Annotated in this window: 15 protein-coding genes; 13 read left to right on the plus strand and 2 right to left on the minus strand. The window is 72.1% G+C overall.

Annotated features, from left to right (window positions below; genetic code table 11):
• Nucleotides 1–50: 50 nt before the first annotated feature.
• On the minus strand, nt 51–212 hold the full coding sequence (locus tag EES41_RS41580) for a hypothetical protein (protein WP_164495935.1): 162 nt from the start codon (nt 210–212) through the stop codon (nt 51–53).
• Between the two features lie 416 nt (nt 213–628).
• On the opposite strand from EES41_RS41580, the gene EES41_RS23695 reads away from it, so the two are divergent.
• From EES41_RS23695 to EES41_RS23715, 5 genes are read left to right on the plus strand one after another with little or no spacing between them, the layout of a single operon-like run.
• Nucleotides 629–2,263 carry an ABC transporter substrate-binding protein gene (locus EES41_RS23695; protein ID WP_123080227.1) on the plus strand — a complete coding sequence of 545 codons (1,635 nt, stop codon included), beginning with the start codon at nt 629–631 and terminating at the stop codon, nt 2,261–2,263.
• 30 nt (nt 2,264–2,293) lie between these two features.
• On the plus strand, nt 2,294–3,217 hold the full coding sequence (locus EES41_RS23700; RefSeq protein WP_008737237.1) for an ABC transporter permease: 924 nt from the start codon (nt 2,294–2,296) through the stop codon (nt 3,215–3,217).
• Nucleotides 3,210–4,244 (plus strand): ABC transporter permease, encoded by a 1,035-nt coding sequence (locus EES41_RS23705; RefSeq protein WP_245252342.1) that lies wholly within the window; start codon nt 3,210–3,212, stop codon nt 4,242–4,244. The genes EES41_RS23700 and EES41_RS23705 overlap by 8 nt, the downstream gene beginning before the upstream one ends.
• Nucleotides 4,245–4,256: 12 nt before the next feature.
• Nucleotides 4,257–5,231, plus strand: a complete 975-nt coding sequence (locus EES41_RS23710; RefSeq protein WP_123080228.1) for an ABC transporter ATP-binding protein — start codon at nt 4,257–4,259, stop codon at nt 5,229–5,231.
• A complete protein-coding gene (locus tag EES41_RS23715) occupies nt 5,224–6,411 on the plus strand; it encodes an ABC transporter ATP-binding protein (protein WP_123080229.1) in 1,188 nt (395 codons plus the stop codon). Before EES41_RS23710 ends, EES41_RS23715 begins: the two co-directional genes overlap by 8 nt.
• Before the next feature lie 19 nt (nt 6,412–6,430).
• On the opposite strand, the gene EES41_RS23720 is transcribed toward EES41_RS23715, so the two are convergent.
• Nucleotides 6,431–6,931: a DinB family protein gene (locus tag EES41_RS23720; RefSeq protein ID WP_164495936.1), complete on the minus strand. Its 501-nt coding sequence runs from the start codon at nt 6,929–6,931 to the stop codon at nt 6,431–6,433.
• A 333-nt stretch (nt 6,932–7,264) separates the two neighbouring features.
• Between EES41_RS23720 and EES41_RS23725 the strand changes: the two genes are divergently transcribed.
• The 8 genes from EES41_RS23725 to EES41_RS23760 all read left to right on the plus strand — a co-directional run bounded on the left by EES41_RS23725 (nt 7,265) and on the right by EES41_RS23760 (nt 14,981).
• Entirely contained in the window at nt 7,265–7,459 is a 195-nt protein-coding gene (locus tag EES41_RS23725; protein ID WP_008737225.1) for a hypothetical protein, read from the plus strand.
• A gap of 70 nt (nt 7,460–7,529) precedes the next feature.
• The gene (mshB, locus tag EES41_RS23730; RefSeq protein WP_123080231.1) at nt 7,530–8,426 is read left to right on the plus strand and encodes an N-acetyl-1-D-myo-inositol-2-amino-2-deoxy-alpha-D-glucopyranoside deacetylase; all 897 of its coding nucleotides are present in this window, start codon (nt 7,530–7,532) and stop codon (nt 8,424–8,426) included.
• Complete coding sequence (locus tag EES41_RS23735; protein ID WP_123080232.1) at nt 8,423–8,821, plus strand: DUF6113 family protein; 399 nt, start codon at nt 8,423–8,425, stop codon at nt 8,819–8,821. The genes mshB and EES41_RS23735 overlap by 4 nt, the downstream gene beginning before the upstream one ends.
• Nucleotides 8,822–9,186: 365 nt before the next feature.
• The gene (locus EES41_RS43130) at nt 9,187–11,253 is read left to right on the plus strand and encodes a hypothetical protein (protein WP_367995785.1); all 2,067 of its coding nucleotides are present in this window, start codon (nt 9,187–9,189) and stop codon (nt 11,251–11,253) included.
• A gap of 191 nt (nt 11,254–11,444) precedes the next feature.
• Nucleotides 11,445–12,404 (plus strand): ABC transporter ATP-binding protein, encoded by a 960-nt coding sequence (locus EES41_RS23745; protein WP_123080233.1) that lies wholly within the window; start codon nt 11,445–11,447, stop codon nt 12,402–12,404.
• The gene (locus EES41_RS23750; protein ID WP_123080234.1) at nt 12,398–13,153 is read left to right on the plus strand and encodes an ABC transporter permease; all 756 of its coding nucleotides are present in this window, start codon (nt 12,398–12,400) and stop codon (nt 13,151–13,153) included. The genes EES41_RS23745 and EES41_RS23750 overlap by 7 nt, the downstream gene beginning before the upstream one ends.
• Nucleotides 13,154–13,239: 86 nt before the next feature.
• Nucleotides 13,240–14,367, plus strand: a complete 1,128-nt coding sequence (locus EES41_RS23755) for a sensor histidine kinase (RefSeq protein WP_123082655.1) — start codon at nt 13,240–13,242, stop codon at nt 14,365–14,367.
• Nucleotides 14,364–14,981, plus strand: coding sequence for a response regulator transcription factor (locus EES41_RS23760; RefSeq protein ID WP_123080235.1), 618 nt, complete (start codon nt 14,364–14,366; stop codon nt 14,979–14,981). Before EES41_RS23755 ends, EES41_RS23760 begins: the two co-directional genes overlap by 4 nt.
• Nucleotides 14,982–15,255 lie beyond the last annotated feature (274 nt).

The following is a 15,255-nucleotide window of genomic DNA, read 5'->3' on the forward strand; positions in this document are numbered from 1 at the left end:
GATGGGCGCGGCGGCCCCTTAGCGGAGCTCCGTGCTCCGCAGGCCGGCGACTAACAGCAGATCGGGCCCTGTACGTTGCCCTGCGCGAAGTTGTTGGTCGTGTTGGCGGGCTCGCAGGTGACCGAGGTGAATCGGGCCACGGGGGTGATCGGGGTGTTCGGGTCGCCGGTGAGGACCGTCTGAATTTCGAGGTCGAAATCAGAGAGGTCCATCGTCGGAGTCGAGAGAAGTGTTGCAGAGGTCATTCTGGGCTCCTCATTCCGAATTGCAAGGGCCGTTGTTCGGCCTTTTGTGATCCTAGGTTGGCGTTTCTCGGGGTGTCAAGGGATTAAAATCTTGTCGCCTTTTCAATTGGAATGAAAGAGAAATTGACCAACTCTAATGCATGAAAGGGTGTGGTAGGTGGTGGCTGAGGGAGCTTGAGGTGGAATGGCTCATTCGCCCCGCTTGGGGTGACCTTCTGACTGATTCTCGGTGGTGTGCCGCGTTCGGGTCCGCCACGCTGTCACTCCCACGGGTGGCAGCCGCGTGACGCGAGGGTGCAATCGGTCCAACCGGAGGTGTATGGGACCCCTCATAGGGTGACATTGGCCCCTAAGTGAGACTTGGGACCCCTAGGAGGCACTCCATGCGCGGAGCCACCCACGCCAAGTGGGCCGCATGTGCGGTGGCCGTCGCCCTCGCGGCGACGGCCTGCGGCGGCGGTAGCGACGGCGGCGGAGGCGGTGGCGGCGGCGCGGGGGTCGTCAGCTCCTCGTGGGGTGACCCGCAGAACCCGCTGGAGCCGGCCAACACCAACGAGGTGCAGGGCGGCAAGGTCCTCGACATGCTCTTCCGGGGCCTGAAGCGGTACGATCCGAAGACCGGCGCGGCCCTCAACATGATCGCCGACAAGATCGACACGACGGACAGCCAGAACTTCACCATCACCCTGAAGGACGGGTGGAAGTTCAGCAACGACGAGCCGGTCACCGCCCAGTCCTTCGTGGACGCCTGGAACTACGGCGCCGACGTGCGCAACAAGCAGAACAACTCCCCGTTCTTCTCCGACATCGTCGGCTACGCGGACGTACACCCCGCCTCCGGTGAGCCCAAGGCCAAGACGATGTCCGGACTGGTCGTCAAGGACCCCAAGACGTTCACGGTCGCCCTGAAGAACAAGTTCTCCACCTGGCCCGAGACCCTCGGCTACCAGGCCTTCTCCCCGCTGCCCAAGGCCTTCTTCACCGACCACGCCGGCTGGCTGAACAAGCCGGTCGGCAACGGCCCGTACCTGGTGGACTCGTACACCAAGGGCACCGGCATGAAGCTGCGCGCCTGGAGCGGCTACCCGGGCCCCGACAAGGCGCTGAACAGCGGAGTCGACCTCAAGGTCTACACCGACAACAACACCGCCTACACGGACCTGATCTCCGGGAACCTCGACCTCGTCGACGACGTTCCCGCGCAGCAGCTCAAGAACGTCAAGAACGACCTCGGCGACCGGTACATCAACCAGCCGGCCCTGATCATCCAGACCCTCACCTTCCCGCTGTACGACCCGCAGTGGAGCAAGGAGGGCATGGAGAACGTCCGCCGCGGCATCTCCATGGCGATCAACCGCGACGAGATCACCAAGCAGATCTTCCGCGAGACCCGCACCCCCGCCAAGGACTGGACCTCCCCGGCCCTCGGCCAGAAGGGCGGCTTCAGCGCCACGCTCTGCGGCGACGCCTGCAAGTACGACCCGGCCGCGGCCAAGAAGCTCATCCAGGACGCCGGCGGGCTCCCCGGCGGCAAGGTCACGCTGACCTCCAACGTGGACACCGGCTCGCACCGCGACTGGATGGACGCCGTCTGCAACAGCATCAACAACGCGCTCGGCGAGGGCCCGGTCTGCACGGTCAACCCGGTCGGCACCTTCGCCGACTTCCGCAACCAGCAGAGCTCCTTCAAGCTGACCGGCCCCTTCCGCTCCGGCTGGCAGGCCGACTACCCGCTGATCCAGAACTTCCTTCAGCCGCTCTACTACACCGGCGCCTCCTCCAACTACGGGAAGTTCAGCAACCCGGACTTCGACAAGCTCGTCGACGAGGCCAACCAGGAGAGCGACGCGGCCAAGGCCATCACCAAGTTCCAGGACGCCGAGAAGATCCTCGTCCAGCAGATGCCGTCCATCCCGCTCTGGTACCAGAACGGCAGCGCCGGCTACGCCGAACGCCTCACCGACGTGGCGCTCAACCAGTTCAGCGTCCCCGTCTACAACGAGATCAAGGTCAGCTGACCCACCGTCGGATCGATCCTGGAGCAGTCCATGGGACGTTATGTGATCCGGCGGCTGCTCCAGATGATCCCGGTGTTCATCGGCAGCACGTTCCTGATCTTCTTCATGGTGTACGCGCTCGGCGACCCCGTCGCGGCCCTCTTCGGCGACAAGGCGCCCGACCCGGCCACCGCGGCGCGCATCCGCAAGGACCTCTACCTCGACCGCCCCCTGTGGCAGCAGTACCTCCACTACATGGGCCAGATCTTCCAGGGCGACTTCGGCACCGCCTTCAACGGCCAGCCCGTCACCGAGCTGATGGCCTCCGCCTTCCCCGTCACCCTGCGCCTGACCCTCGTCGCGATCTTCTTCGAGATCGTCATCGGCATCACCCTCGGCGTGATCAGCGGCCTGCGCCGCGGCAAGTCCGTCGACACCTCCGTGCTGGTGCTCACCCTCGTCGTCATCTCCGTGCCGACCTTCGTGACGGGCTACCTGCTCCAGTACCTCTTCGGCGTCAAATGGGGCTGGGTGCGCCCCACCGTCTCCCCGGACGCCCCGCTGAACGAGCTGATCCTGCCCGGCATCGTCCTCGCGCTGGTCTCCCTCGCCTACGTCACCCGGCTCTCGCGCACCTCCATCGCCGAGAACGTCAAGGCCGACTACGTCCGCACCGCCACAGCCAAGGGCCTGCCGCGCCACCGGGTCGTCACCCGGCACCTGCTGCGCAACTCCCTCATCCCGGTCGTCACCTTCATCGGCACCGACATCGGCGCGCTGATGGGCGGCGCCATCGTCACCGAGCGGATCTTCAACATCCACGGCGTCGGCTACCAGCTCTACCAGGGCATCCTGCGCAACAACTCGCCGACGGTCGTCGGCTTCGTGACCATCCTCGTCATCGTCTTCCTGGTGGCGAACCTGCTCGTCGACCTGCTCTACGCGGTCCTGGACCCGAGGATCCGTTATGCCTGAGCCGGAGCGGCCGGAGCCGCCCGAGCGCTACGAGCCCCCCGCCTACGACCCGCTGCAGCCCGGAAAGGGAGAAGCCATCGCGCCCACCGGCCAGGGAGGGCCCATAGACCTCGCGCTGGACGAGGCCGAAAGCCTCGAAAAGCCCCTGGGCGACGACCCCACCGGGCCCGGGCCGCGGGAGAAGGCCCGCTCCCTGTGGTCCGACGCCTGGCACCAGCTGCGCCGCAACCCGGTCTTCGTCATCGCCTCGTTGGTGATCCTCTTCCTCGTGGTCATCTCCATCTGGCCACAGCTCATCGCCAGCGGCGACCCGCTCCAGTGCGAGCTGTCCAAGTCCCAGCAGGGCGCCGAGCCCGGCCACCCCTTCGGCTACGACACCCAGGGCTGCGACGTCTACACCCGCACCGTCTACGGAGCCCGCGCCTCCATCACCGTCGGCATCTGCGCCACCGTCGGCGCGGCCCTGCTCGGCTCGGCCCTCGGCGGGCTCGCCGGGTTCTTCGGCGGCTGGGGCGACTCGCTGCTCTCCCGGGTCGCCGACATCTTCTTCGGCATCCCCGTCGTCCTCGGCGGCCTCGTCTTCCTGTCCGTCGTCACCAGCACCACCGTCTGGCCGGTCGTCGGCTTCATCGTGCTGCTCGGCTGGCCGCAGCTCGCCCGCATCGCCCGCGGCTCGGTCATCACCGCCAAACAGAACGACTACGTCCAGGCCGCCCGGGCCCTCGGCGCCGGGAACGGCCGGATGCTGCTGCGGCACGTGGCCCCCAACGCGGTCGCGCCCGTCATCGTCGTCGCCACCATCGCCCTGGGCACGTACATCGCCCTGGAGGCCACCCTGTCCTTCCTCGGCGTGGGCCTGCGCCCGCCCACCGTCTCCTGGGGCATCGACATCTCCAACGCCGCCTCCCAGATCCGCAACGCCCCGCACATGCTGCTCTACCCGGCCGGCGCGCTGAGCGTCACCGTGCTCGCCTTCATCATGCTCGGCGACGCGGTGCGCGACGCCCTCGACCCCAAGCTGCGCTGAGGAGTGGGCACCATGCTGCTCGAAGTCCGCGACCTCCACGTGGAGTTCCGTACGCGGGACGGGGTCGCCAAGGCCGTCAACGGCGTCAACTACTCGGTGGCCGAGGGCGAGACCCTCGCCGTGCTCGGCGAGTCCGGCTCGGGCAAATCGGTGACCGCCCAGGCCGTGATGGGCATCCTCGACACGCCGCCGGGCCGGATCGCGGGCGGCGAGATCCTGTTCAAGGGCAAGGACCTCCTGAAGATGAAGGAGGACGAGCGCCGGAAGATCCGCGGCGCCGGCATGGCCATGATCTTCCAGGACGCGCTGTCCTCGCTGAACCCGGTGCTCAGCGTGGGCGCGCAGCTCGGCGAGATGTACGAGGTCCACCGCGGGATGTCCCGCAAGGCCGCCCGGGCCAAGGCCGTCGAGCTGATGGAGCGGGTGAAGATCCCGGCGGCCAGGGAACGCGTGGGGGACTATCCGCACCAGTTCTCGGGCGGCATGCGCCAGCGCATCATGATCGCCATGGCGCTGGCCCTGGAACCCTCCCTGATCATCGCCGACGAGCCCACGACCGCACTGGACGTCACCGTGCAGGCCCAGGTGATGGACCTGCTCGCCGAGCTCCAGCGCGAGCTGAACATGGGCCTCATCCTGATCACCCACGACCTCGGGGTCGTCGCCGACGTCGCCGACAAGATCGCCGTCATGTACGCGGGCCGGATCGTCGAGTCGGCGCCCGTCCACGAGATCTACGCCGCGCCCGCCCACCCGTACACCCGCGGCCTGCTCGACTCGATCCCGCGCCTGGACCAGAAGGGCCAGGAGCTCTACGCGATCAAGGGCCTGCCGCCGAACCTCCTCGCCATCCCGCCCGGCTGCGCCTTCAACCCGCGCTGCCCGATGGCCCGGGCCGCCTGCCGGGCCGAGGTGCCGCCGCTGGCGGAGGTCGCCCCGGACCGCGCCAGCGCGTGCTTCTTCTGGAAGGAGTGCGTCGGTGCCTGAGCCGATCCTCGAAGTGCGCGACCTCGTCAAGCACTACCCGCTGACGCAGGGCATCCTCTTCCGGAAGCAGATCGGCGCGGTCAAGGCCGTCGACGGAGTCTCCTTCGAGCTGCGGGCCGGTGAAACCCTCGGCATCGTCGGCGAGTCCGGCTGCGGCAAGTCCACCGTCGCCAAGATGCTGGTCAACCTGGAACGCCCGACCGCCGGCTCGATCGCTTACAAGGGCGAGGACATCACCAGGCTGTCCGGCCGCGCCCTGAAGGCCGTCCGGCGCAACATCCAGATGGTGTTCCAGGACCCGTACACCTCGCTGAACCCGCGCATGACGGTCGGCGACATCATCGGCGAGCCCTTCGACATCCACCCCGAGGTGGCGCCCAAGGGCGACCGGCGCCGCAAGGTCCAGGAGCTGCTCGACGTCGTCGGCCTGAACCCGGAGTACATCAACCGGTACCCGCACCAGTTCTCCGGCGGCCAGCGCCAGCGCATCGGCATCGCCCGCGGCCTGGCCCTGCGGCCGGAGATCATCGTCGCGGACGAGCCGGTCTCCGCGCTGGACGTCTCCGTCCAGGCCCAGGTGGTCAACCTGCTGGCGCGGTTGCAGAGCGAGTTCCGGCTGTCCTACGTGTTCATCGCGCACGACCTCTCGATCGTCCGGCACATCTCCGACCGGGTGGGCGTCATGTACCTCGGCCGGGTCGTGGAGATCGGCACCGACACCCAGATCTACGACCACCCCACCCACCCGTACACCCAGGCCCTGCTCTCGGCGGTGCCCGTCCCGGACCCGCGGGCCCGCGCCCACCGCGAACGGATCATCCTCACGGGGGACGTCCCCTCGCCGGCCAACCCGCCGTCGGGCTGTCCCTTCCGCACCCGTTGCTGGAAGGCGGAGGAGCGCTGCGCGAAGGAGGTCCCGCTGCTGGCGGTCCCGGAGGCGTTCCGGCCGGACCCGGCGGTGGGTCCGGCGGCGGACCGGGTGGCGGATCCGGCGGCCGACCGGGCGGCCCATCCGGCGGCCCACCCCTCGGCCTGCCACTTCGCGGCCGAGAAGCGGGTGGTCCCGGGACCGGGAGACCTCATGCCGCCGCCCGCACCCCCGCCGGTCGGGCCGGGCGGCCCCGGCGGGCCCGATGTGCCCGATGTCCCCGATGTGCCCGGTTCGCCGCCGAAGGAGTAGCCGGGGCCCGCGCCCCCGGTCAGTCCGGCAGCAGGCCCAGCTGGCCCACGTGGGCCAGGGAGTCCGCCAGCTGGGCGGCCAGCCGGGCCTCCACGGACTCGGCCGTGCCGAGCGTCGGGCTCGGGGCGGTCCGGGCCAGGTCCCCGGCCGGGGCCGCCGCCAGGTAGCGCTCCACCCGGTCGTGTACGGAGTCCAGGTAGCCCAGCAGCACCGCCGCGCCGGGGGCGCCCGCGCCCCGGAAGGCGGCCGCCTCGGCGGGCGTGTGCCCGTAGCCGGTGTCCGAGGGGTCCGCCGGGCGGCCGAAACGCGCCGCCCAGCCCTGCTCCACGTACACCTGGGGGAGCCCGGCGAGCTCCGACAGGTTCCGGTCCTGGCCGCGCGCGACGTGCCAGACGAGCCAGGCGGCGCTGTTCGCGTCCGGCCGGGGATCCCGGTCGAGCGCCCCGGCATGGACCATCCGGGTGAGTTCCGCCCGTACCTGTCGGAACATCAGCAGCGCCAGCCCCTGCCAACCGCTCATTTCTCGCCACCCCCGAAAACCGCTGTGAACCCTGCCGTCACCACCGTAACTCGGTTTACACGGCGGCAACTTGACCGTTTCTGTCCCGAGATCTGGCCCGTGCGGCCTGGCTGACGTGCGGCCGTGCGGGTGCCGACAGCCGGCCGGGAGGTGAACGAGCCCCCCGGCCGGCCTTTCCGTGCTCCTGAACATGCGCGGCATGCGCCCCTCGTGCTGCCGGATTTCGATCGATGCGCTGGTACGGAAAGTTATGATCGGTAGCGCACGGTGGGTATGAGTCCGCCGAGCACGAGTACGCGAACCGATGTCCGCTCGACGTGGAGGTGAAACGCCGTGGCACTATCGATCTCTGCCGTGGTGCTGCTGGCGATCATCGTCTTCCTGCTGGTGCGCAGGTCGGGGCTGAAGGCCGGGCACGCGTGCGTCTGTGTGCTGCTCGGCTTCTATCTGGCGAGCTCTTCGATCGCCCCCACCCTCAGTCAGCTGACCACGAACGTGGCCGGCATGATCAGCGGCCTCAAGTTCTAGGCGGTCGCCCGGTCGGGCCGGCCCGCGGCCGGTCCGGCGGCGCCGGGGGGACACCCTCTACGCTGACCCCATGAACGGTCTTCCCGCCCGTCGTCTGCTCCTCGTGCACGCGCACCCGGACGACGAGTCGATCAACAACGGCGTCACCATGGCCAAGTACGCCGCCGAGGGCGCCCACGTCGCGCTGGTGACCTGCACCCTCGGCGAGGAGGGCGAGGTCATCCCGGCCGCGCTCGCCCACCTGACGGCCGACCGCGAGGACGCCCTCGGTGCCCATCGGATCGGCGAGCTCGCCGCCGCCATGGCCGAACTCGGCGTCACCGACCACCGGTTCCTCGGCGGCCCCGGCCGCTTCCGCGACTCCGGGATGATGGGCACCGAGCAGAACCTCCGCCCCGGGGCCTTCTGGTCCGCCGACGTGGACGAGGCCGCCGGGTACCTCGTGGAGGTGATCCGGGAGCTGCGCCCGCAGGTGCTCGTCACCTACGACCCGGACGGCGGGTACGGGCACCCCGACCACATCCAGGCCCACCGCGTCGCCGTCCGCGCCGCCGAGCTGGCCGAGGAGGCGTCGTACCGGCGCGACCTCGGCGAGGCGCACCGGATCTCGAAGGTCTACTGGAACCGGGTGCCGCGCTCGGTGGTCGAGGAGGGCTTCGCCGCGTTGCGGGCCGCCGGCGGCATGGCGGCCTTCCCGCAGCCGGCCGCGCCCGAGGACGTGCCGGGGGTGATCGCCGACCGGCGGATCACCACCGAGATCGAAGGTGACGAGGCGTCGGTGGCGGCGAAGGCGGCCGCGATGCGGGCGCACGCCACGCAGATCGTCGTGGACCGGCCCTTCTTCGCCCTGTCGAACAACCTGGCGCAGCCGCTGTTCGCCCGCGAGTACTACGAGTTGGTGGCGGGCGAGCCGGGCGCTCCGGCCGGCGAGCGAGAGCGCGACCTGTTCGCCGGGGTGACGGCGTGACGGGCGGGATGGCCGGCGGCGGGCTGACGCCGGCCCGGATCGCGGGCTGCCTCGGCCTGTTGGTCGCCGGGGCGGTGGTCGGCGCGGCCGGCTGGCTCGCGCTGGACCTCTGGTTCCCGGGTGGGCTGCTGCTGGCCCTGGCGGCCCTCCTCGGACTCTTCCTCGGGAGCCGGATCGCCCTCGGCGGCGGCATCGGGGTGGGCGCCGCGGCGGCCGGCTGGTTCCTGTCCTACGTCCTGCTCAGCGCCCCGCGCTCCGAAGGGGACTTCCTGCTCAGTTCGTCCGGAATCAGCCTGTACGCATACCTTTTGGGCGGGACGGTGCTGGCTGTGATCTGTGCCACGGTGCGCGGCCCGTACGACCGGCCCGTTCCGGCCCCGCGGCCGCGGGGCTGACAAGTCGTCGGGCTCCGTTCCCGGACGGGTATCGGCTGGTTGACGACGGGTCGGCGCGGCTCGGACGCCGCTGTTGCGGGCGTGCGCGGGGGGCTTGCGGGAGGTCAAGAGGAATCCCTGATTCCCTGGCGTCAATTGCGCGCGGGCGACGGCCAGTATGGTGGACGGGCCGCCGAGCTGCCCGCGCACGGTATGACGGGCGGCGGAGCCAACCGGGAGAACCTGCCTTGAGTCGTGAAACTGACAGTTCGTCCTCCGGGCCCCAAGGGCGCGGTGGAGCCGCTTACCCCTCGGGTACGCCGCCGTATGGAACCGGCCAGTATCCGTCCACGGACGCTGCGGCGACCACCCCGGAGGAGAACCCTGTGACGTCGAAGCCGTCCACGCCCGACACCGACGGGCCGAAGACCGAGACCACCCTGACGACCCGGATCCGGATCAACATCCCGGGTTCGCGGCCGATCCCACCGGTCGTGGTCCGCAAGCCGGTCGCCGCCGCCGACGCCGAGGCCGGCGCCGCCGAGGCCGCCCCGGCGCCCCCGCGCGAGCCGAAGCCGAACGGGCGGCCCCGGCCGACCCGGGTCGAGGCGGCGCCCGAGCCCGGCGACGGGCCGGTGCGCGCCGCGCTGCCGCCGTCGTCCTCCGCGCCCGCCGGGGGACGGCCGCCCGCTCCCGCGCAGGGGCAGGCCCCCGCGCCGGCCCCTGGCGAGCCCGCCGAGCCCGCCAGCAACTGGTTCGCCCCGCGCAAGGCGGCCCCCGCCCCGCCCGCGGCCCTGCCGACCCGGCAGCCCGGCGCGAGCGCCGGCTACCCGAACCCGGCGGGACAGCGGCCCGGCAACCCCGGCAGCCCCGGCAACCCGGGCGCTCCCGCCGCCGGCGGCCGCCCGGCGGGCTACCCCTCCGCGCCCGCCCCGGCGGGCCCGGGCTCGGGCGCGCCCCGCCCCGATGCCCGTACGGCCGGGCCCGGCGCGCCCGCGGGTCCCGGATTCGACGGACGCCCCGACGGCGGCTACGGCCGCCAGCCCGGCGGGAACGGTTTTCCCCCGGCCGGCGCGGGCCCGCGGTCCGGCGCACCCGGCGCGGGCTACGCCCAGGCGCCCACCGCACCCACCGCCCCCGGCGGGCCCCGCCCCGGAGCCGGATATCCGGCCGCGCCCACGCCCGGCGGCCCGGGCGTCGGCGGCCCCGGCACCCAGGACTTCCCGGCGTACGACGGCGGCCCCACCACCGAGGCCTTCCCCCCCTACGCCGAGCCCGCCGGCCCCACCGGCGGCCCCGCCCTCGGGACCGCGCCCGTGGGCGCCGACGAGCCGGTCTGGCCCGGCCCGGACCTGAACGCCCCGGCGCCCGCCCCCGTACCGGGCGGCCCCGGCCCGCTGCCCGTTCCGCCGCGCGGACCGGAACCCGTCGCCCCGCCCCGGGACGCGGCGCAGCCCGCGAAGGGTGCCAAGGCCGCGGCCCAGCCCGCCAAGCCCGCCAAGCCCGCCAAGAAGGGCCGCTCCAAGGTCGCCCTGCTCGGCGGCGCCGTCCTCGGCCTGATCGGCGTGGCCTACGGCGCGGGCCTGCTCCTGAACCACTCCGACGTCCCCAAGGGCACCACCGTCCTCGGCGTGGACATCAGCGGCAGCCGCGACGAGGCCGTCGCCAAGCTCCAGCGGGCCTTCGGCAACCGCGCCGAGGCCCCGCTCCAGCTGAGCGTCGGCGGCAAGCAGGTCGAGCTGAAGCCGGACAAGGCCGGGCTCACCCTGGACGCCCAGACCACCGTCCGCAACGCGGCGGGCAGCGACTACAACCCCGTCACGGTCATCGGCTCGCTCCTCGGCAACGAGCGCAAGGCCGAACCCGTGCTGCCGAAGGACGACGAGAAGCTCCAGGTCGCGCTCCAGGAACTCGCCTCGACCTCCGGCACCGCGACCGAGGGCACCATCAAGTTCGAGCCGGGCAAGGCCGTCGCCGTCCCCGGCAAGGCCGGCACCAGCATCGACGTGGACGCCTCCGCGGAACTGGTCTTCAAGGCCTTCCAGGCCATGGTGGCCTCCGGCAAGGCCCCCGTGGCCGAACTCCCGGTCGCCACCAAGGAGCCCGTCGTCGGCCAGGAGGAACTCGACCGGGCCATGAAGGACTTCGCCGCCCCGGCGATGTCGCAGAACGCGGTCGTCACGGCGGGCGGCAAGTCCATCCCCTTCGGCCCGAAGGTGTCCCTCCCGAAGATCCTCAGCATGCAGGTCGTCGACGGCCACCTCGTCGAGAAGTACGACCTCGAAGCGCTCAAGCAGCTCTACGGGAACACCTTCGACGGGGTCATGATCATGCGCGGCACCGGCGAGAAGACCGCCGTCACCCCGCAGGACGTCGCGGGCGCCCTCGGCAAGGCCCTGCGCGGCAGGACCGTCGCCGAGCGGACCGTCACCATCGACACCAACCCGAACTGACCCGGACCGACCCGCACCGCCCCGCGCGGGCGCCGCACGGCCGAGCCCCCACCCGGACCCCGGGCGGGGGCTCCGCCGTACCGCGTCGTCCCACGTCGTCCCCTGTCACTCCGTGGCCATGACATCTGTCATCCGCAGCCCACGACCGGCGACACTGCCGCGCGCACCCCCGCACGGGCGATCCTCGACACATGACGACGACGACCGCGACGCACACAGCCGCCGCCCCGGACACCGGCCACCCCGGCGCCGTGGTGGGCTTCGAGAACGTGACCAAGAGCTACGGCGCCGTCCGGGCGGTCGACGGCCTCTCCTTCGCGCTCCACCCGGGCGAGACCGTCGCCCTCCTCGGCCCCAACGGAGCCGGCAAGTCCTCCACCCTCGACCTGCTGCTCGGCCTGCGCCCCGCCGACTCCGGCTCCGTCCGGCTCTTCGGCACCACCCCGCGCGAGGCCATCGCCGCCGGCCGGGTCGGCGCGATGCTCCAGACCGGCGGCCTGATGGAGGACGTCACCGTCCGCGAGCTGGTCACGCTCACCTGCGCCCTGCACCCGCGCCCGTACCCGGTGGACGAGGTGCTCAGCCGCGCCGGCGTCGCGGAGATCGCGGGCCGGATGGTCAACAAGCTCTCGGGCGGCCAGGAGCAGCGCGTCCGCTTCGCCCTCGCCACGGCCGGACACAATGACCTGATCGTCCTCGACGAGCCCACCACCGGCATGGACGTCACCTCCCGCCAGGCCTTCTGGGCCACCATGCGGGAGCAGGCCGCCGCGGGCCGCACGGTCCTGTTCGCCACCCACTACCTGGAGGAGGCGGACGCGATCGCCGACCGGGTGATCGTCCTGAACCGGGGCCGGGTCCTCGCCGACGGCACCGCCGCCGAGATCAAGGCGAAGGCCGGCGCCCGCCGGATCGCCTTCGACCTCGACGACTCCTCCGTGGACGAGACGGCGCTGCGCGGGCTCCCGCACCTGACCGGCTACGAGCGCCACGGCGACACCGTCAAGCTCCAGTCGAGCGACGCCGACGCGACCGTCCACGCCGTCTACGCCCTCGGGCTCTACCCCCGCAACCTGGAGGTCGCGGGCCTGGGCCTGGAGCAGGCCTTCATCGCCCTCACCGAGGCCGAGGAGGCCGACGCGTCATGCTGAACACCGGATCGACGAAGCTCATCAAGCTCGAAGTCACCCGCGCCCTGCGGAACAAGAAGTACCTGTTCTTCACCGTCCTCTATCCGGCCGCCCTCTTCCTGATGCTCGGCGGCACCCTGAGCGGCTCCACGAAGGTCATGGGCACCGAACTGACCATGCCCGCCTTCTACATGGTCGCCATGGCCTCCTTCGGCGCCCTGACGGCCGTCCTGGTGGGCAACAGCGAGCGGATCGCCAAGGAGCGCGAGTCGGGCTGGGTGCGCCAGCTGCGGCTGACCGCGCTGCCCGGGCGCGGTTACGTCCTCGCCAAGACCGCCAGCGCGGGCGTGCTCTCGCTGCCCGCGATCCTGGTCGTGTTCGCGGTCGCCGCCGTGGTGAAGGGCGTACGGTTCGACGTCTGGCAGTGGTTCGCCCTGACCGGCGCGATCTGGGCCGGCAGCCTGGTCTTCGCCGCCCTCGGCGTGGCCATCGGCTACCTGGCCAGCGGGGACAACGTCCGCCCCATCACGATGCTGTTCTACTTCGCCCTGTCGATCCTCGGCGGCCTGTGGATGCCCACCGCCGCGTTCCCGCAGTGGCTGCAGTCCATCTGCGAGTGGCTGCCGACCCACGCCTACGCCGGTCTCGGCCAGGCCATCGAGCTGGGAGGCGCGCCGCAGGCCAAGGACGTGGCGATCCTCGCCGTCTACTTCGTACTGTTCACCGGTGCCGCCGCCTGGCTGTACCGCAAGGACTCCCTGAAGGCGTGACGAGAGTGACGAGCCCGAGCAGCGTGACGGGGCCGGTGACCGAGACCGGCGGGACGGGGCGGGCGGGGCCGAAGGGCGGGCCCCGGATCGGGCTCCGGCCCGAGACCCGCCGGCAGAAGGCCGTGAAGGCGCTGTGGGTCGGCCTCTGGCTGGTCTACCTCAGCGCCCCCGTCACCGACCTCGTCAGCGGCGGACACAGCCTCGGGGCCCGGCTGCTCGGCGGCCTGGGCCTCGCGGCCTTCGTCGCCTCGTACCTGGTCCTGGTCTTCCGCACCGCCCGGCAGACCGAGGTGCGGCGCGTGCTGATCTCGGTGGCGGCGCTCTCGGTGACGGCCACGGTGCTGTCGCTGTCGCTGGGCCGCGAATGGCTCGTCCTGTTCGTGTTCGTGTCGGTCTCCTCCGGCGCCGCGCTGCCGGGGGAGATCTCCCGCTTCACGGTCCCCGGCGTTACCGCCCTGCTGGCGCTGACGGCCTTCGCGGTGCCCGGCGGCGACGAGTACCTCGCCGGGCTGCTGATCCCCGCGCTGATGGGCGGGTTCGCGATGGTCGGCATCCGCGCGATGATCCGCACGACCATGGAACTGCGCGAGGCGCGGGCCACGGTGGCGCAGCTCGCGGCCAACGAGGAGCGGCTGCGGATGGCCCGGGACCTGCACGACCTCCTCGGCCACTCGCTGTCCCTGATCACGCTCAAGAGCGAGCTGGCGGGGCGGATGCTGCCCGGGCAGCCCGACGCGGCGGCCCAGCAGGTCGCGGACATCGAGCGGGTCAGCCGGCAGGCGCTGGTCGACGTACGGGAGGCCGTGAGCGGCTACCGGCGGCCCACCCTGCCCGGCGAACTGGCGGGCGCGCGGACCGCGCTGACGGCGGCGGGCGTGCTGGCGGACCTCCCGGCGGAGCCGGTGGAGGGCCTGCCCGAGGAGGTGGAGTCGGCGTTGGCGTGGGCGCTGCGGGAGGCGGTGACGAACGTGGTCCGGCACAGCGGTGCGCAGCGCTGCACGGTCCGGGTGGAGCTCCTCCAGACCCTCGCGGGGAAGCTGGTGGAGCTGTCGGTCGCGGACGACGGCGGGGGCGGCGGAGCGCCGGTGCCGGGGAACGGCCTGACGGGCCTGACGGAGCGGCTGGAGGCGGTGGGCGGCACCCTGTCGGCCGGTCCGGCCGGAAAGAAGGGCTTCCGCCTGCTGGCCCGAGTCCCCCTAGGATCGGGATCATGAGCGCACTCCCCATCCGGATCCTCCTCGCGGAGGACCAGTCCATGGTCCGGGAAGCCCTCGCGGCCCTCCTCGGACTGGAGCCGGACATCGAGGTGTTGGCACAGGTCGCGCGCGGGGACGAGGTGCTGGCGGCGGCGCGGGCGCACGACGTGAACGTCGCGCTGCTGGACATCGAGATGCCGGGCATGACGGGCATCGAGGCGGCGGCGTCGCTGCGGACCGCCGTCCCGCACGTGAAGATCGTCATCCTGACGACCTTCGGCCGCCCGGGCTACCTGCGGGGCGCGATGGAGGCGGGCGCCTCGGCGTTCCTGGTCAAGGACGCGCCGGCCGCGCAGCTCGCGGACGCGGTGCGCAAGGTCCTCGCGGGGGAGCGGGTCATCGACCCCACGCTGGCGGCGGCCGCCCTGGCGGAGGGCGCGAACCCGCTGACGGACCGCGAACGGGAGGTCCTGCGGGCGGCGGAGTTCGGCGCGACCAACGCCGAACTGGCCGAGCGGCTGCACCTGTCCCCGGGGACGGTCCGGAACTACCTCTCGACGGCGATCCAGAAACTGGCGTCCCGCAACCGCGCCGAAGCGGTGCGCGTGGCCCGCGAGAAGGGCTGGCTCTAGCGCGGGCCCGGCGCCGCGTCCCGGGCCTGCGCCCCGGACCCCGTGCCCGCGCCCGGCGCCGCGTCCCGGGCCTGCGTCCCGGGCCTGCGTCCCGGGCCTGCGTCCCGGGCCTGCGTCCCGGGCCTGCGTCCCGGGCCTGCGTCCCGGGCCTGCGTCCCGGACCCCGTGCCCGCGCCCGTGCCCCGTGCCCCGGCCCCGTGCCCCGCGCCCGGGCTCCGGGCCGCGCCGGGTTCGGCCCGTTCCGGGCCCCGGACCCCGGCCTGTCCCGGGTCCG

This window comes from Streptomyces sp. ADI95-16 (genome assembly GCF_003721495.1).
GTDB lineage: Bacteria > Actinomycetota > Actinomycetes > Streptomycetales > Streptomycetaceae > Streptomyces > Streptomyces goshikiensis.